Annotated in this window: 11 protein-coding genes; all 11 read right to left on the bottom strand. The window is 60.5% G+C overall.

What is annotated here, in order from left to right; all coding sequences use genetic code 11:
* Positions 1-470 precede the first annotated feature (470 nt).
* Entirely contained in the window at positions 471-4,997 is a 4,527-nt protein-coding gene (locus tag ASE07_RS11195; RefSeq protein WP_057290898.1) for an EAL domain-containing protein, read from the bottom strand.
* Positions 4,998-5,095: 98 nt separating this feature from the next.
* Positions 5,096-6,139 carry an ABC transporter substrate-binding protein gene (locus ASE07_RS11190; protein WP_082584087.1) on the bottom strand — a complete coding sequence of 348 codons (1,044 nt, stop codon included), beginning with the start codon at positions 6,137-6,139 and terminating at the stop codon, positions 5,096-5,098.
* A gap of 113 nt (positions 6,140-6,252) precedes the next feature.
* On the bottom strand, positions 6,253-6,906 hold the full coding sequence (cysC, locus tag ASE07_RS11185) for an adenylyl-sulfate kinase (protein ID WP_057290896.1): 654 nt from the start codon (positions 6,904-6,906) through the stop codon (positions 6,253-6,255).
* Positions 6,903-8,162: a sulfotransferase family protein gene (locus tag ASE07_RS11180; protein WP_057290895.1), complete on the bottom strand. Its 1,260-nt coding sequence runs from the start codon at positions 8,160-8,162 to the stop codon at positions 6,903-6,905. The genes cysC and ASE07_RS11180 overlap by 4 nt, the downstream gene beginning before the upstream one ends.
* A 110-nt stretch (positions 8,163-8,272) precedes the next feature.
* On the bottom strand, positions 8,273-10,384 hold the full coding sequence (locus ASE07_RS11175; RefSeq protein ID WP_057290894.1) for a TonB-dependent receptor plug domain-containing protein: 2,112 nt from the start codon (positions 10,382-10,384) through the stop codon (positions 8,273-8,275).
* A gap of 119 nt (positions 10,385-10,503) precedes the next feature.
* Positions 10,504-11,337 carry a citrate/2-methylcitrate synthase gene (locus ASE07_RS11170; RefSeq protein WP_156396530.1) on the bottom strand — a complete coding sequence of 278 codons (834 nt, stop codon included), beginning with the start codon at positions 11,335-11,337 and terminating at the stop codon, positions 10,504-10,506.
* Positions 11,334-12,167: a hypothetical protein gene (locus ASE07_RS11165; protein ID WP_057290893.1), complete on the bottom strand. Its 834-nt coding sequence runs from the start codon at positions 12,165-12,167 to the stop codon at positions 11,334-11,336. Before ASE07_RS11165 ends, ASE07_RS11170 begins: the two co-directional genes overlap by 4 nt.
* 13 nt (positions 12,168-12,180) lie before the next feature.
* The gene (locus ASE07_RS11160; protein ID WP_082584084.1) at positions 12,181-14,001 is read right to left on the bottom strand and encodes a thiamine pyrophosphate-binding protein; all 1,821 of its coding nucleotides are present in this window, start codon (positions 13,999-14,001) and stop codon (positions 12,181-12,183) included.
* A 511-nt stretch (positions 14,002-14,512) separates the two neighbouring features.
* Complete coding sequence (locus ASE07_RS11155) at positions 14,513-15,754, bottom strand: multifunctional CCA addition/repair protein (RefSeq protein ID WP_057290892.1); 1,242 nt, start codon at positions 15,752-15,754, stop codon at positions 14,513-14,515.
* Positions 15,755-15,764: 10 nt separating this feature from the next.
* Positions 15,765-16,478, bottom strand: a complete 714-nt coding sequence (locus ASE07_RS11150) for a glutathione S-transferase family protein (protein ID WP_057290891.1) — start codon at positions 16,476-16,478, stop codon at positions 15,765-15,767.
* Between the two features lie 155 nt (positions 16,479-16,633).
* Entirely contained in the window at positions 16,634-18,601 is a 1,968-nt protein-coding gene (locus ASE07_RS11145; protein ID WP_057290890.1) for a lytic transglycosylase domain-containing protein, read from the bottom strand.
* Positions 18,602-18,689: the final 88 nt, after the last annotated feature.

Genomic DNA, 18,689 nt, shown 5'->3' with positions numbered 1-18,689 from the left:
GCTCTTTTGGCGTCTGCACAGGGGTGTTTCAACCCATCCCCACCCTAGCCCTCCCCTTGAAGGGGAGGGAACGTTCTTGATCGTGGGAAGTGATGGGGTTGTATCACCGTCTGCAGAAAGTGTCGGCAACCGAAACGCCGGCCGTGGCATTCGGCATTCGGCATTCAGTATTCGGCAATGCGATGCGCAGCGAGCCGCAGTTCCCTCCCCTTCAAGGGGAGGGTTAGGGTGGGGATGGGTTTAAAACCCCCCCTGTGCAGACGCCAAAAGAGCGCGGGCCAAAACGGATAAAGAAGCGAAACCTGTCTGAGCCGCAGGCGAGTTTGTTTCGCTTCCCGTTTTGGCCCGCCTTTCTTTGCTTACTTTCTTTGGCGAAGCAAAGAAAGTGAGTGGCCCGCCGGGGCCAGTCCCGGCAAGCATCCACGAAGAACAAACAGCACCGATTCACCGAAGAGAAAAGAAGCCTCCCCTCACACCCCCGGCAAACTCCCGGTCATCCCCTTCCACTCCGGCTGCGCCACCGACAGCAACTCGCGAGCAAACTGTTCCGCCGGCACCGGCTTGCTCAAAAAATACCCCTGCATCAAATCACAATCCCGATCCTTCAAAAACCCCAGCTGCGACGCAGTCTCGACCCCCTCCGCCACCACCTCAAGCCGCAAGCTATGCGCCAGCGCAATAATCCCCGTAACAATCGACGCATCATCCGCATCATGCGGCACATCCCGTACAAACGACCGGTCGATCTTGATAATGTCAACCGGGAAGCGTTTCAGGTAAGACAGGGAGGAATATCCCGTACCAAAATCGTCAATCGACAGTCGCACCCCAAGGCTGCGCAAGCGATGCAAAGCCTCCAGCGTATCCTGCGCATTTTCCATCAAGGTGCTCTCTGTGATTTCCAGCTCCAGCAGACTCGGCGACAGTCCCGTATCCGCCAGGGCCTGTTCGACCGATGAAGCAAAATCCTTTTTCAGCAACTGCTTCACCGACAGATTGACAGCGATGCGGATCGGCGAGAATCCCGCAGCGATCCATGACTGCAACTGCCTACATGCGGTCCGCAATACCATCTCACCGAGGGAACTGATCAGCCCGGTCTCTTCGGCGAGCGGAATGAATTCGGCGGGCGACACCATGCCGCGCGTCGGATGGCGCCAGCGCACCAGCGCTTCCGCGCCGATGATCTTGCCTGTGTCAACACGTGCCTGCGGCTGGTAATAAACTTCGAGCTCTTTGCGTTCCAGCGCACGGCGCAGATCGTTTTCCAGACGTACATGCTCGGAAATCGAATGTTCCATCGAGGCTTCAAAAAACTGGAAGCCGCTGCCTGTTTTCTTCGCGCGATACATCGCCGTGTCCGCATGCTTGAGCAAGGTCCCGACATCGGTTGCATCATTGGGGTACATGGAAATGCCGACGCTGGCGGTGACAAAAATATCGTTGCCATCAATCTCGAATGGCGTCGACAAGGCGCGGCAGATATTCTGCGCGGCGGTCACGGCGGCATTCGGGCCGACGATCTCGGCCAGCACCACGGTGAACTCATCACCACCAAGACGGGCGACACAGTCGGCATTGCGGACACTGCGCCGCAGACGCTGTGCAACAGCGACCAGCAAGCGGTCACCGGCATCGTGGCCGAGCGAATCGTTGACGTTCTTGAAGCGATCCAGATCAAGGAAAAGCACCGCAACGGACTCCCCTGCGACGCGCGCCTGCTCGATACGGCGGCCAAGCTGGTCCATGAAAAGGGCACGGTTCGGCAATCCGGTCAGGATGTCGTTATAGGCCAGATGCCGGATGCGCTTCTCGGCCTGGTTGGCTTCAATGATGCGCCGTACCCGCTGCGACAGTACCGCAAAGTGAATCGGCTTGGGAATGTAGTCACTGGCGCCGGCCGCGAACGCGCGCTCCACCGACTGATTATCTTCCAGCGCCGTAATCATCAGCACCGGGATAGAACGTCCATTCGGCAACTCCTGCACCCGTGCACAAGCGGCAAAGCCATCCATGACCGGCATCACCGCATCCATCAGGATCACATCCGGCTGCATGCGCTTGAGCATCTGCAGCGCCTGTGCGCCATCGGCGGCTTCTTCCACGCGGAAGCCGTCGCGCTGCAAGGTATGCCGCAACGAACTACGGGTGCTGCGATCATCATCGACCACCAGCACTTGCGGCGCTTCGTCGTCTTCACGCACACTCAGGCGATCGTCAATCAAGACCTCAGCGCCCAGCACTGCGGAGACCTCATCGAAGGCCTGGCGCAGACGTCCGAGCAGGGGACGGATTTCACCGATACGATGGTCGATGGCCAGTTCTTCCGCCTCCTTGGCGATCTGCGCAAGATTCAGTGCGCCGAGGTTGCCACTGCTGCCCTTGATCGAATGCGCCATGGCGCGCGCGGCGTCGGCATTCAATTCCTGCACCGCCTGCTCCAGCCCGTTCAGATAACCGGGCGTGTCTTCGAGGAAGGGAGTCACGGTTTGTTCCAGCGCCGGCCCGAGAATTTCGCGCAGCTTGTCGAACGTTTCATGGTCCAGCGGGCTGCCATCGGCTTCATGCGTTTCGACTTCCGGTAATACCGCACGTCCGCTTGGTTCAAGACGTGCGAGCCAGCGCTCGAGCTTTTGCCGCAACTCCACCAAGGTAATCGGTTTGGCAAGATAGTCATCCATGCCGGCAGCCAGGCATTTCTCCGCGTCGCCAGGCTGGGTATTGGCAGTCATCGCGATGATCGGCGTGCGCAAGCCCAGCGTCTCCTCGAAGTTACGGATATGGGCGGTTGCCTCGTAACCATCCATTTCCGGCATGCTGCAGTCCATCAGGATCAGGTCGAAGCGGCCATGGCGTGCCGCCTCGACAGCTTCACGGCCGTTGGCGGCAATCTGGCATTCGCAACCGTTCATGGCGAGCATGCCGCCGGCCACCATCTGGTTGGTGCGATTATCTTCGGCGACCAGGACGCGGTAATCCTTGGCAGCGACTGTTGCGGTGGCAACCGGCGCGCTGGCGGCAAACGCGCTGCCTGGCACGGGCGTGCCGGGCAGCAGGCGGCGCACTGCTTCCATCAGGCGTTCCCGCCGCAACGGCTTGCCGAGGTAGAGATCAGCGCCCAGCGCGCTGTTGACCATTGGCGATGCGTATCGGTCGAGTGCCAGCAAGCGTGGCACCACGGTACCGATTTCGACACGTAGCCGGCGTATCAGGTCAGTTCCGCGATCGTCGGTGGTGGCGACGTCGAGGATGACCAGCGCATACGGAGCGCGCGATTGTTCCGCACGCGCGAGTTCCGAAAGGGCTTCCGGCCCATTGGTAACGGCATGGCAACGCATGCCCGCCTGTTCCAGGCTCTGGCACAGGAAGCTGCGCACAATCCTGCTTTCGTCGATCACCAGCACCCTGATGCCGCGCAAATTGCTGTCATCGATCGGCGCAGGCGCTGAGGCAGGGGCATGAACAGGACCAGGAGCAATGGCGACCTGGGCGGTCCCGGCAGAACACCGTGCCTGGAACCAGAAAGTGCTGCCTTTGCCGAGTTCGCTGGAGACACCGATCTCGCCCTGCATAAGGACCACGAGCTGCTTGCAAATGGCAAGGCCGAGCCCGGTGCCACCATACTTGCGGGTGGTCGAACGATCGGCTTGCGCAAATGATTCAAAGATATGCTTGACCGCGTCCTTGCTCATGCCGATGCCGGTGTCCGATACATCAAAGCGCAACATCAGCTTATCGTCCGCATCCGGTGCCGCCGAAATGGTTATGGCCACTTCACCGTGCTCGGTGAACTTGACCGCGTTGCTGATCAGATTGAGCAACACCTGGCGCAGGCGCAGCGAGTCGCCGCGTAGGCGCTCCGGCACCTCCGGCGCCATCAGGTAGCCGATTTCCAGCCCTTTCTGCTGCGCCTGCCTGGCCAGCAGCTCAATGACTTCTTCCACCAGCTTGCGCAAGTCGAACTCGATTTCTTCGAGTTCGAGCTTGCCAGCTTCCATCTTTGAAAAATCAAGGATGTCATTGATCAGCTCGATCAGTGTGTGGGAAGAATTCCAGGCAATATCGACGCACTCCTGCTGCCGCTTGGTCAGATGCATTTCCTTGAGCATGTCGAGCATGCCGACCACGCCGTTGAGCGGTGTGCGCACTTCATGGCTGACGGTGGCCGCGAACTGCGTCTTGGTCAGCGCAGTACGTACCGCATCGTCGCGCGACTGCTTGAGCTCTGCTTCGCGCTCTTCCAGCACGTCCATCATCTTGTTGAAGGCGTGCGCCATCTCGACGATGTCGCGCGGTCCGCCCGGCACGGCGCGCATGCCGGATTCGCCCGCTTCGGCACGGCCCATCAGCCGCGACAAGGCATTGAGCGGCTTGATCGTGTGTCGCGCAAGCAGGCGCATGATGCCCAGCAGGACCGCGGCGAACGACAACGTAATGGCGAGATTGCCGATCAGGAGCGACGTGACCAGCCGGTTCAATGTTCCCTTGCCGATGACGACATGAACATAACCAAGCAATTGCGCTTTGTTGTCATGCATTTCGAACGGCGATGTGTCGCTCTGGCCACCATAGACCGGTGCGGTGAAGTACCAGTGCTTGCCGGTTTCATTGTCGAGCACGGCATGCGGGTTCCCGGCGCTCCATTCCGTTCGCTGCGCTCCGGCACCCGAGACATTGGCGCCTGGTTTGGATTGTGAAAGCAGGGGTTTGCCGGCCGCGTCGGTGATCTCGACCTGCAGCACGTCGGGAAATGCCAGCGTGGCGGCGATGCCGTCGCGTACATTGTCCGGAGAACGGTACAGGAGCGCGAGGATGCTCTGGCGGGCCAGGTTTTCGGCGATGCGCTGCCCTTGCTCGACCAGATAGCCTTCCATGCGGCGGCTGGCTTCCCAGGAATTCATCAGGGAAGAAAACAGCGCGAGCCCGAGGATGGCAGCGCTCACCGTAATGGTCAGTTGCCGACGGAAACCGGTACGGCTGAAATAGTGACGAAGCATGGCGGCTCAGGAAACAATGGAGCGCGTCAGGCAAGGACGCGTGTGCGGGACGGCGTGTAAGTGTCGTTGCAGTTGAACAGGCGAAGTATTGGTGTTCATCATTGCTCCGGAAAAATGGCGTCAAAACTGCGCTGCTGCTGGTACCCGAAACTTAAACCGATATGGCTGGCGGTCCGGACATTGACTGCCATCTGTACATCACGAAGCGGAAACATGCCGCGTCGGCGCGAATCACCGGCAAGCACGCCGAGTGCCGAGGCGGCAAGCGTGCGACCAAGTTCCACATTGTTCGGGTACAGCGCAAACAGTGCGCCTTTTTTCACGTGCAGGAAACTGCTGGAAAAGACAGGTACGTTCCTGTTCCAGGCCTCCTTGAGCACAAGAGGAAGGATGGTGCTTTCGTCGACCGTGGTCGCGTCCTGTGGCAACCAGATCGCGTCGCGCTTGCTGTCGCTGCCGGCAAACGCGTTTTCGTACAGGCGCGCGGCGCTGGCCAGGTCGCGTGCTTCAAGCGCAATCAGTTCCAGCCCTTGTGCCCTGGCGGCTTCGCGCGCAAGGCGTACCAGCCATTCGTTGTGGTGCGGATTGTAGACAAGCGTCACACGCTTGACCGAAGGCGCCAGTCCGCGCAGGCGACTGAACAGTAAGGCAGGGTCCGGCGTCAGACTGATGCCGGTCACGCTGCGGTGATCGCCTTCCGGCATGGCCAGCACACCGCCGACCACCAGGGGAATCTCGCGCTCGATGGCGGACACCGCCTTCAAGCCCTGGCGACCAAGTGCAATGACCACTTTGGCACCATGCCGCCGGAGGCCGGCATTCAGCTCGGCGGTATCGGTATTGGGCGCGACAGCATAAAGGTGGACGGCGGACTTCGCCCCATCCTGAATGCCTTCGATAATGGTGGCAAAAATGCTGCGGTACGGCTCGCCGAGGTCGGGATACACGACAGCTACCGAACCAGGGGCCGGCGCATCGGCCCGGCGCGGCGGATCGCCGGCCTCGGCGAGCATGATATGCCCGGCCGCACCCGCCGCCCAGGACGGTGCCGACGCAATAGTCGAAAACAGGCCGAGCGCCACGCACAGGATGCGTGTGCCAGACGTAAAACGACTGATCAGCGGAAAGAGGACTGCGGCCATATTGTCAAGGACACACTGCACGACGGACGCGAACCACGGATAGCGCAAAGCCCATTCTGGCAAACGGCAAACCCCGGCGTGTTGTACCGTTCCATGACCGGATGTGGCGTAAATTATTCATGGGGCTCCGCTCCAAGCCGCGATTCCAGCAGACCCAGAATGGCTTCCACGCTGGCGTCGAGCGTCATGCAGCCGGTATCGATCCGGAGATCCGGCTGGCCGGGTGTTTCATAAGGGGCGCTGATACCAGTAAACTCCCGGATCTCACCTGCCCTCACCTTGCGATACAAACCCTTGGGGTCGCGCTCTTCGCAGACACGCAGTTCCGTCGCCAGATGGACTTCGATAAAACGGTCAGCGCCAATGATCTCGCGCGCCATGGCCCGGTCGGAGCAGTAGGGTGAAATGAAGGAAGTAATCACCAGCATCCCGGCTTCATTAAAGAGCTTTGCCACTTCCGCAATTCGCCGGATGTTCTCACTGCGGTCCGAAGGAGAAAAGCCAAGGTCGCGATTAAGGCCGTGCCGCACGTTGTCGCCATCCATCACGAAGGCAGCCTGACCACGAGCGATCAGGCGCCGTTCCAGTTCATACGCAATCGTGGATTTTCCCGCACCGGACAAGCCGGTCAACCATACAGTCGCAGGCTGTTGTTGCAACAGGCGTACGCGATCGTCCACCGAGACCTTGCTAGCCTGCCAGGTCACGTCATTACTGACGCGAGAACTGATTGTGGTGCTCCCGGCAAATTTGTCGCGCGCGTTCATTTTCCCTCGTAAGCGACGGCGTAGCGTTCGCGCACGAACATCATGCGACGGTCGACTTCTGCTGCGCTGGTGCCGAAATCTTCGAGTGCATAGCGGTGGCCGCCATGCAGGTTTTCTTTTTCGCTGTTGTCGAGCCAGTCGTGCATGGCCTGTTCAACCTGCGCGGTGAATTCCATGCCGCCGAACGCATAGATGCGCCGCATGGCAGCGCGCCAGTCATGGTTCATTTCCTCATAGTGGACGTCCATTTGCTGGGCGGCGGCAAGATGCTCGCGCTGTTCCATGGCACGCCGCGCAGCTTGCTCGCAGAAATCCATCCACACGTCGCGCGTCGATGCACGACATGGCAGGTCGGTATGCTGGACCGCAAAATGCCACATCAGCGACATGACGGAGCCCACGGTCTTGATCGGGTCGCGATGAGTGAATACCAACCGGGCATCAGGGAATACCTTCATCAGCACATCAAGATCCAGCATGTGCTGCGGGTTCTTGAGCACCCAGCGCTTGTCGTCAGCGTCGCCGCGCGACCACGAAATCAGCTTCATCAGCTTGGCGGTATAACGGTATACCTCGGTCTTGTCATACTCGAGGAACCAGCGGTAATAACTCGGTATGTTAAACATGCCAAGCACCGAAAAGCCGCAGAAGGAATGGTTGAGCAGCAGCATGTCTTCTTCCGGCCAGTCGGCATCCATCGGGTGCGCGATATAGCCACCGGTATAGATTTGCCGGCCGAGATCCAGAAACTGCCTTACCTCATCGCGCCGCAGCTGCTTGCCCATGTCGGGCAAGCCGGGACGCGGCGCGGGATTGAATCCTTCCCAGGTCTTCAGGTGCTGCAGGCGCGTATCGGTCGCCATCATTCGCTGCAGACGCGTGGTACCGGAACGATGCGGACCGACAATCACAATCGGAGCTTCGATCCGGCATTCGAGGATTTCCGGATGCGCTTCGAAACAGGCATTCGCCCACAGGCGGTTTTTCAGCGAACGGATGGTGCGCATGCGTGCATTGAAGCGTCCGAACGGATTGAGTTCGGCTTCCGTTTCAAGCGCGTGCAGCAAGGCGCGCAGCGGCGGCAGAAAACTTTCATCGCCGAAGCGCTCCAGCCCGGTTTCAGCACGGGCGGCCTCGATCAACGATGCCTCGGACAAATCAATCTTCTTTTGGCCAAACAAATTCCACAAGCGCGTGCGGCGGTTGAATTTGGTGACAAACGGCGGTTGGTAATAAGTACTGGGTCTGTTATCCATCGTATCGGTCCGGCTCGCCTGGTATCACCAGCGCGGCGTGCGGTCGGTTCGCAGGACGGCGATCTACCGCCCTGAAGCTTGGAAATGTGGTGTCGCGGACGGTCGCACCGTCACATGCTGTACACCGCCTGTAAGTAAAATGCGCGAGGTGCCTGGGGCAGATCGTGAGGAATCAGGCCGGGAGCGGGACTGGGCTCTCGTATGTCTGCATTGAAAAGATTACGTACCGTGGCGGCGAATCCCCACTGTCCCCTGGCATGGCTGGTGCGCAGGGAAACGTCCACGGTCTTGTAATCGGCAACCGGCGGACGAGGGTCGCCAGCCGGACGCTTGCGCTCCGCTACCCAGTTCAGCTGCGTGCTGGCCAGCCAGCCGCTGGTGAAGCGCCAGTCGGCGCGTGTGTACAGATGATGATGCGGCGCATAGCCGGCATCGGCACCTGTCGATTCATCGATCGAGCGCTGATAGGCATAATTTCCTGACAGGCGCACAGTGCGGGTGGCATCCCAGACCGCTTCGAGCTCCATGCCGTGCCCATGCTGGCCGCCAGTATTGTTGAAGGTCGAGCCAAGGGCCGGAGCCGGATTGGGCGTGGCCTGGATGATGTCATCCATGGTGTAGCGAAACACGCTCAGATTGAGCTGCAGGTCACGCCTTGCCTGCCATGAGAAAGCCGTCTCCAGAGTGGAGATTGTTTCGGGGTTCAGATCCGGATTGCCGCGCTGAACCGGGTTGTTGATGCTGTACTGTTCGGAGAACGATGGTGCGCGGAAAGCGCGTCCGTACAACAGCTTGGCGGTCAGGTCGAGCGCCGCATCCCACACCAGCGCCACCCGTGGATTGGTAGTGCCGCCGGAATCGGAATAGCGGTCATGCCGTACGCCGGCCGTCAGCGCCCAGTCGCGTGCCAGTTGCCATTCGTCCTGCACGTACAGGTAATCGACCTGGCGGCGTTGCGGCAGCATGAAAGGCTGGATCAGCGAATAATCGGCCACCGGCCCGGCGGGAACCGGAACGCCCGCAGAATTGAATATGTAGTTCTTGATCGTGCGGGTGTCATACAGATTGAGATCGTCGTGACCGATGCCAAAGCGCAGGCTGTGGTTGGCGATGCCGGAATAGGTGGCGAACGCGGACAAGCGCAGCTGTCGCTCCGAGGTATCCGGATGGCCGATCATCCCCTCCGGAAAGGACCCGGTCGGGAAACGCGCCCCCGGCGGCAGCAGTTGCAGATTGACCGGGACCCGCTGCCGGTATTCGAAATAGCTGACCGTGGCGCCACCGCCCCAGCCATTGGCCAGATGGTTATCGGTCCATGACAGGTCTGTGTTGAAACGCTCGCTCTTCTCCTTGCCGATCGGGTCCAGCGCGGAGGAGATACCGGCGCCTGTGCCCAGGTCGTCGCGCAGCTTGTAGCCGACGTTGAGATGCCATTTCTCGTAGCCGAGCGTCAGGTGGGCATCGAGTGCATCATAGCCAACGTTGACCGGTCCGGGCGCAAGACTGGCCCGGGTGCCGGTAGTGCCGTCCCGGGCGGACTGGGCATCGGCTTCGATAATGCGCCGCTGACCGTCAGTGCTGCCTACCTGCAGATAGGCGGCGACATCGATATCACCCGCCTTGCCGCCATGCTGGACCCAGGCGCTGCGGGTATTGAAGGAGCCGGCGCGCACGCCGGCGCTGGTTCCCTGCAAATCGGCTGCGGTCTTGGTGATGATGTTGATGACACCGGAATACGCGTCGGCACCATATAAGGCCGAGCCCGGGCCACGGATGATTTCGATACGCGCGATGTTTTCTACCGGGTAGCCGCCCCAGATGGTGCCCTTATTCCCCTGAAACAGGGTTGTCATGGGGATGCCGTTCTGCAGCATCAGTGTCTGTGGATTCTGGCTGCTGTAGATGCCGCGGATCAGGTAGAGCGAGCTATAGGTGTTGGGTGCATTGCTGACGTGGATGCCGGGCACCGTCTCCAGGACTTCATCGAGATCGGTCGCGCCCATGGCGGCGATATCCTCGGCGGTGATCACGGTAGCGACCGCCGGCGCCCGGCGCAGCTGCTGCTTGCTGCCGGTGGCGATGCTGATGGTGGACTTGTCGCCGTATACCAGCGCGAGGTCTTCTTCTTCCCCTATATCGGCGGCCAGGGTAAGCGGTGCATGCGACAGGGCCACGCCAGCCATGGTAGCCATTGCCAGGGGAAGCGCATAGATGTGTCTCATGTGTTCCCCTCGCTGATATGGTTGTGCAATGCGGTGACAGTCTAGTGCAACGATGTTCTACAGTCCATTCCGGCAAGCAAATTTTTCAGCCGGCTGCAACAGCATTGCCAAATGCACTTTCACTTCTGCCAAGGGCGCTTGCCGACGCCTTCATAGGCGATGCCGTCGCAAGGCGTCGGGAACAGTGTGCCTTCGGGCTTGTGTGCGGCTTCCACCAGGCAGGGGGGCATCCCGGCAAGGAACAACGGCAGCCGGAAGATCTGGAATTCCCGGACCGACAAGCCCATGTCGGCGCCAAGTGCCGCCGTCATCGCCGCATAGTTCATCTTGAGCGAAGGCTTGCCAAGTTCAGCCAGCGTGCGCTCCACCTCGAACGCCATCCGGAAATACCGTCCGTCGGCGAGGCCCAGCGACTTCGCGAGTCCCGACAACCAGGGCAGCCGCTCATCATGCGCCTCGATCGGGCGGCCGTAGCCATAGATGTAGCGCGCCGCCAGTTCTTCTTGCACGAAGGCCCGCAACGATTGTCCTGCATCGACCGCCCTGCCCGCGCGCTGGAAAAAGTCGATCGCCCGCAGCCCCGGGCCACCGCCGTAAATACGCGCTTCCGATACCGACAGCGCCGCCGCCAGACCGAGTATCGGCGAACTACGCACATTGCCGGCCAGTGCCGCAATCCGGTTGTTCCACAGGCGCGTGTCGGGATAGCTGGTGTTGGTCCAGATGCCATGCAACAGCTTGATCTGTTGCGGAGTAAAACGACGTCCGGTAATGCCGTAGAGGTAAAGCGCCATCCAGTCCGCATCATGGAATTCCTGGTGCAGGTCGACCCCGCGGAATACCGCCCGGCTGCCGGGCCAGCAGGCACCCACCCGGGTGCGAAGGATACCCGCGTGCTCATCGAGCAAGGCCGATCCCCTGGCAACCGGCGCTTTTGCATTGTGTCCGCTCATACCGACTCCTTCTTTTCGGCCGGGTCGTCTTCCAGTTCAACCGCGTAAAACGGGAACTGCGTGTAGTCCTTGCGTTGCTGTTCCAGTGCATGCGCTGCCGCGCCGGGCAGGCGTAACAGCAGGTACAGCATTTCGCCTTCCGACGGCTCGAACCCGAGATCGGCCAAGGCTGCAGCGGCAACGCCTGACATATCCAGACCCATCCCTGTCGCCTGCTCCAGCGCTTCCCGCTGCTCGAGCAGCCAGCCAAGGCGCGGTAATGCAGCGATGCGAGCGATTGCCTCGAGTCTTTCAAGCAGCGTCAGCGTTGCGCCCGGCGTGACGGCGGCATGCGGCTCGAAGCCCGGAGGATGTTCCGCTTGCGGCCAGGTATCTGCTGTTTCCTGGGGTACGGGAGCGAGACAAGCCTTCCATGCGGCCAGATCCATGCCGCACCTGGTCCATAACCGCATTGCGTCATGCACATCGCGCGCACCGTGGTAACGCCCGGCGCCGACCGATAAGGCGGCGATCAGCGACGCGGCCGCATTGGAGCCGGCAATGCCGCCGCACATGGCGGCATGTACCGAGGGATCACGCGGTCCGGGATTGGCGAGCGCCACCGCGAGCGCCTCGAGCAAGTCGAGCGCGGCCGGCGCGGGCAATTCCGGGCGAAACAACAGGAACAGCATTTCCACCCAGCGCGCATTGCCCACCATCTCGCCGAATACATCATAACCACGGCAATATGCGGCACGAGCGGCGTAGCGATTCCCGGGTTCGGGGTCTTCATTCCAGATTTCGGTATGGATGAGCGGAAGCGGTCTTTCGGTCAATTCGGTGTCTTTCATGAATGATGATTTGTCACAACAGCGTGCCAAGCACGCGCATGCGGACGCTAATGGGCGGCACTTCTTCGGGATCGATAAAGACGTCGAGCAGCGTCGGCCCCTTGCGCGCGCAGATCGCATCGATGTCCAGCGCATTCAGGTCGGCCGCGGTACGGATGGTATGCGCTTCGGCACCGAGCGCACGCGCCAGCATGGCAAAGTCGGTCGGCGGGAGCGCGAACGCAATCTGCTCCGCGCCCGCGAGCCGTTGCCCATGCTTGACCATCCCGAGCGCGGCATCGTTGAGCACGACAAAAATCACGGTCAATCCTTCGGCGACGGCAACCGACAACTCCTGGCCGTTCATCATCAAACTGCCATCGCCGGTGATGCATACCACCGGCCCGTCCGGATTACCGAGTGCGGTCCCGACAGCGCCGCCGATAGCCCAACCCATCGGGGCGAAATCCATGGTGGTACGCAGCCAGCCGCCATGGCTGCTGGTGCTGCGCTCATCGGGATGCGCGAATTGCGGCGCCAGGTGATGCACCGCCCAGGCGACGCTATTGCCGGCATCGGCGAGATACCGCGTCGTTGCGGGAAACAGGCGGCCCAGGTCATGCATCAGCTGCGATGGCTTGACCTTTGCATCCGGGGGCTGCGCCGGCCCGGCCGGCAGCGTGAACAGTAGCGCCTCATGACACGCTGTGACTGTGGTTGTGGCCGTAACCGTGGCGACATCAGCATCTGGACTAGTCGTCGTGGCAACCGTATCAAGCTGCGCGAACAATTTTTCAAACACGGTCAGGATGCGGCCGGACACGTGCAGCTTTGCCATTGGCGTCCGGGCAAGATGGTCATCGGACTCGTCCACATGCACGAGGCGGGTATTGAGCAAGGAATCGCTCCAGCCGCTGCTGGTCCATTCATTCATGCTGGTGCCGACGGCGAGAATCAGGTCCACCGATCTGTCGCGTAGCGCCGCTTCTGCCGACGCATGGCCGGCAAAACCGAACACGCCCCGGTACAACGGATGGCGCGGATCAACCAGACCCTTGCCGTCTGGCGTGGTCACAAAAGGCACCTGTCTCAGCTCGGCGACACGCAAAATGGAGGCGATCGCTTCGCCGCACCAGCCGCCAATCAGCAGCACCGGATTGCGGGCATCCCGCAGCATGAGCGACAAGCTGTCTACCGCCTGTTGATCCAGCATCGATGACGGCTTGAGCAGGGTGCGCAAGTCATACGACGGTGCAGCGACTGTCGCCGGACTGTTGAGAATATCAAGCGGAATGCTCAGGTGGACAGGTCCACGCGGCGTACGTGTCGCACGCATCAGGGCGGCGATGAGTTTTGCTTCCAGCTGTTGGGGATGGGAGACAAGGGAATTGTATTGTGTGCAGTGTCGGAACATGCCCACGGTGTTGATGCCGGTGCAGGACGACTCTTGTAAGGCGCGACGCCCGAAGCCCGGCAAGGCAGGCTGCCCTGTAATCACCAGCATGGGGATGCCGTTGTCGTAAGCACATGCCACGCCCGTGATCAGATTGGTGGCACCCGGACCGGAAGTAGCGCAGACGACGCCAAGTGCGCCGGTCTCGCGGGTATAGCCGTCCGCCATGAACGCCGCGCCCGCTTCATGACGCGCCACCACGGGACGCGGGCCACCGCGCCGGCTGCTTTGTGCAAGTGCATTGTAAATTGGTTCGATCGCGCCTCCGGGTACCCCGAACACCTGTTCTACCCCTAGCTGCTCCAGATAGGCAATCAGAAGCCCGGCGATATTGAGGGGCGGTGAAACCTGTGGTTCCGGCCAGCCCGCATCGGTTGATGCGAGCGAATTGTTAAAGCGCATGTCGGAAATATCCTCGATGATGATGGTCGGCCGCCAGTCTTTATAGGGACGGCAGGTAAGGCTTTGCTTTCGTCACGTTTGACTAGCCGCCGTATCTTAGGTGAGGGCAACGGCACTGTAAACTAGCAAGCGGAACCGCATGGCCTGAATGGCATTGGCGTGCGTACCGATATGGCATTGCGCTCCGATCCATGCCATGCGTGACATAAGTAATATGTACTGCGCCCTCCGCATGCGCATGCCGCATTACACCGACGGTCCAGTCTTATGCATGGTGTTCACTGGTATACATGAATACATGACGTCGTCACGTTGATGGGCGCACTCAAGAATTCTGTCAATCATTGAGCGTCGGTTGGATGCGAAAAGCTACTAGATGTTCCCATATGGAATCATCGTTATTTGTGCGGATAAACCACAGGGAAACGCACTACTGCGGGAGCAGCAGATGCGGCGCCACAATGAAAGGTATGACGAAGTCGCCTGCCTGCGGCGATGTGACTTGCGCCGCTCAGGCAGGTCCGCCTTCGCTCCTTGACGCGTTGACAACCTGGCTCACTGCATCGACACGAGCGGCATGGATTGCCTCCGCGATGCGTTGCGGCTGGCTGGCATGGCGCCTTGCTACTTCACCGGCATTGACCGATTGCGCTGCACGCAACGCCGCTTCCAGATAGGCCGCCTGCGGAAACGGCGTGTCCGCATAGCCGGTGCGGCCGCGACTATCGCATTCGGATGCGCGCAGCATGTCAACGAAGCGTTCAGGCTTGCGAAATCCGTCGCAGCGTTCAAGCAGGCTGACTAAGGTATTGGCGCGCAACTCAAAGGCACGCCCGATGTTGCCGTGCTCACGTGCCGTCATGACGGCGAGATCGCGGCAATCGTTGGGAATCTTCAGTCGCTTGCAGACCTGCTCGACCAGTTGCACACTGCGGCCTTCATGGCCGTAGTGTCTGGGCCACTGCTCCGGCGGCGTGGCGCCCTTGCCAAGGTCATGCAGCAGCGCCGCGCAGCGAATGGCGAGACCGTACCCCTGGCTGGCCGCGTAATCGATCACCATCATCACATGCACGCCGGTATCGATTTCGGGATGATGCTGTTCCGGCTGGGGAATACCCCACAGCACATTCAGTTCAGGCAGGATGCGCGCGAGCGCGCCGCACTCGCGCAAGACATCAAACATGCGCGATGGCCGGATTTCCATCAGGCCGCGCGATAATTCCTGCCACACGCGTTCCGGCACCAGGGCGTCCACTTCCCCGGCGTCGACCATCTTGCGCATCAGTTGATTGGTTTCCGGGGCGACGCTGAAGTCGGGAAGGCGAGCGGCAAAGCGCGCCACACGCAGGATGCGCACCGGGTCTTCGGCGAAGGCGTCAGAGACATGCCGGAAGACGCGCGCCTGCAGATCGCGCTGTCCGTCGAAGGGATCGACGATCTCCCCGTCGTCGCCGCGTGCCATGGCGTTGATGGTCAGGTCACGACGGATCAGATCCTGCTCGAGCGTGACATTGGCATCGGCATGGAATACGAAGCCCTTGTAGCCGGGTGCGGTCTTGCGCTCGGTACGAGCGAGCGCGTATTCCTCGTGCGTCTCCGGATGCAGAAAGACAGGAAAGTCCTTGCCGACCGGCGTGAAGCCCTGGGCAATCATCTGTTCCGGCGTCGCCCCAACCACGACATGATCGTGGTCCTGTACCGGCAGTCCCAGCAGTGCATCACGGACCGCGCCACCGACAACATAGGTTTTCATTGCGCAGCAATCAATCCGGGTAGACGTCGTACTTTTCCAGCGCTTCCTTTTCTTCAAGCGCCTCATGAATCCAGCGCGCGACCGCAGGATGCGCAACCACGCGATCGACATAAGCCTGCAACGCCGGCGGCAACCAGACGCCATAGGTGCGGAAGCGCATGACGACGGGAGCGTAGTAGGCGTCGGCAATCGAAAAGTCGCCGAACAGGAAATGATGCGGTCCGGAGCGCACAAGGCAGTCGTCCCAGATTTCGCAGATGCGGGCGATGTCGTTCTGCGCTTCGGTGGTGCGTCCCTTGCCGGGAAAGCTGGCCTTGATGTTCATCCACATCGCCGAACGCACCCCGGTAAATCCCGAATGCATTTCAGCGCAGATGGACCGGGCCATCGCACGTGCCGTCACTTCCTGCGGCCACATGCCCTTGTCCGGGAACTGTTCGGCCAGGTATTCGCAAATAGCCAGGGAATCCCACACCGTCGTTTCGCCCGCAACCAATACGGGCACCCGCCCCGCCGATGTATGCCGCGCGATCAGCGAGGACGTCTCGGGGCGGCCGAGTGAAACGCGCACCTCCTCAAACGGAATACCGAAGGCCTTCATCAAAACCCAGGGCCGCATCGACCAGGAAGAGTAATTCTTGTTACCGATGACCAGCTTGTAGCCTGCCTTGCCGGCGGCATCGAGGGTCTGCGACAGGGTGGGGTCAAGTTCTGTACTTTGCATACGTCGTGTCCATTCTTATCGGGCTCTGGAAGCATCAATGCCGCGCTGCAGATAAATTCGCTGCAACGCGGCATTCGAGGATAAAGCTTTTGCGGGCGTTTGCCAAACCGTCAAGGCACCACGCTATGTACAGCGCCCGGGCGGTGGCTTAACCCTCAAGGCAATTCGGTGGGCGCGAAGCCTTTCGGCGCCACCGTGCCAAGACGTGCCTTGAGCGATTGCGGCTTGCCTTCGAATACCCCCGCGTAATAAGTCGCGTTCGACAATACCTTTTTCACGTAATCGCGGGTTTCATTGAACGGAATCGACTCGGCAAAAATCGCACCATCGACCGAGCGCGTCAGGGTCGAACGCCAGGCGCGCGGACGTCCCGGCCCGGCGTTGTACGCGGCCGTCGCCATGGCTTGCGATCCATCGAGGTCGTTAAGCACCATGTTCAGATAGTTGGTGCCAAGGATGATGTTGGTATTGATGTCGTTCACCTGGTGCTGTGAGAAATCATTCATGCCGATCTTGCGGGCAACGAACTTCGCGGTGGCCGGCATCAACTGCATCAGGCCGGATGCGCCGACATGCGAACGCGCGTTCTGAATAAATCGCGACTCCTGGCGAATCAGTCCATACACCCAGGCAAGGTCCAGCCCAAGCCGTTCGGTGGACGCTTGCATCACATCCCTGTGCGGCGACGGGAAACGCTGTGTGAAGTCGAATTCCGACTTCGTGCGATCCGAAGTGTTGACCATGCGGTCGAGCACATTTTTCTGGCGCGCAAATTCAGCGGCGGCAAGATGCTGGCGATCGTTCATCTTGCGCAGTTCCCAGTTCCACTCACGATAGCCTTCGAAACGCATGTCGAGGTCGAAGAACTTCAGTGCCCGGCGGAATCCGGCGTTCCCGGCCATCGGTGCAAGTTCTTCCGCACTCACCGGCTGCGCGCGCGGCGGGATGACGATCTTGCGACCGAGTTCTTCCAGCGCGAGCTGGCCATAGAAGTTGGTCTGGTCGGAAATCGATTCAAAGAGTTTCTGGGCCTGTTCGATCTTGCCTTCGGTGCGATAGGCGCGGCCCAGCCAGTAGATCCATGTGGGGTCGTCCGCCAGGCTTGCAGGCATGGACTCAATGGTGGTTCTCACCAGCTTCCATTCACCCACGCGCAGTGCGGCGCGCACCTTCCATTGCTGCGCTTCGAGCGACAGTGTCGCTCCCGTGGTGCGGTGCCAGAAGATGGCAGCCTCAGGCGCAAGCTTCAACGAAGCCTGCAAAGCGATCTGTGCCCATGCCTGCGCCAGTTCACGTTCATTGAGGCGATCGGCTGCCGCGACCAATTTCGGCACAACGCGTTCAATATCGTTCTTGGCGCTACGACCGAGCGCGAGAATGAAGACTTCATGCGCGGCACGTCCATTTCCCGGTCCGCGCGCCAGAACCGCGTCGGGTTTCTCAAGCGCCTGCATCAAGGTGGTTTCGCTGACTTCGGTCAGTGGCGCAATGCGGCGAATCGATCCGGGAACGCCGGACTCCGCGATCAGCCGGACCTGTTCCCAGATATCGTCGGCGGTGAATTGGCCAGCTTGCGCCAGCGAAGTAATCAATGCCGGACAGGCTTCGCCATAATTCTGCGGCGCCACCAGCACGGCGCGCGCCTCCTTGGCGACGTTCTGGCCCTTTGCCGCTTTCGACATCAATGCATAGCATTTAAGCTGCGTGTCGTCATTGAGTACAAACTGCGGATATTGTTCATCGAACAGCGTCCAGTTACGCGCACGACCGAGTTCCAGCAACCAGTCATTACGCAACCGGTCGGCAATCGCCTGTCCGTCATAACGTGCCAGGTAATCGCGGATTTCCTGTTCCGACGCGATGGTGATGCGAGGACGCAACTGGAAATAGTCGACATACGAAGGGATGGCATAATTGCCAAGGCGGGCGGCGAGTTCACCGGTGCGGCCGATGTCGCCGTTGCGCGCGGCATCGCGCAATGCCAGAAAGGCATCGTCATCACTGGCAAAGTTTGCGGCGGGACGCGGGGCCGGGGCTGGCTTCTTGGCTTCGGCCACGGGTGCCAATATCGCTGCGGAGGCAGCGGCAAGCGCCACGCCGGCCATCCATTTCATTGGAAACATTTAAAAAAACCGCTTTCTTTAAAAAGTGCTGGGGTCACGCTAGGGTCATAACTTCTAGAATAGCATGTGAGAACATGGAGAGATGCAT

It is taken from the genome of Noviherbaspirillum sp. Root189 (genome assembly GCF_001428545.1).
Classification (GTDB): domain Bacteria; phylum Pseudomonadota; class Gammaproteobacteria; order Burkholderiales; family Burkholderiaceae_D; genus Noviherbaspirillum.
The sequence above is the reverse complement of the archived record's forward strand: the minus strand, read 5'-3'. Positions and strand labels throughout refer to the sequence as shown.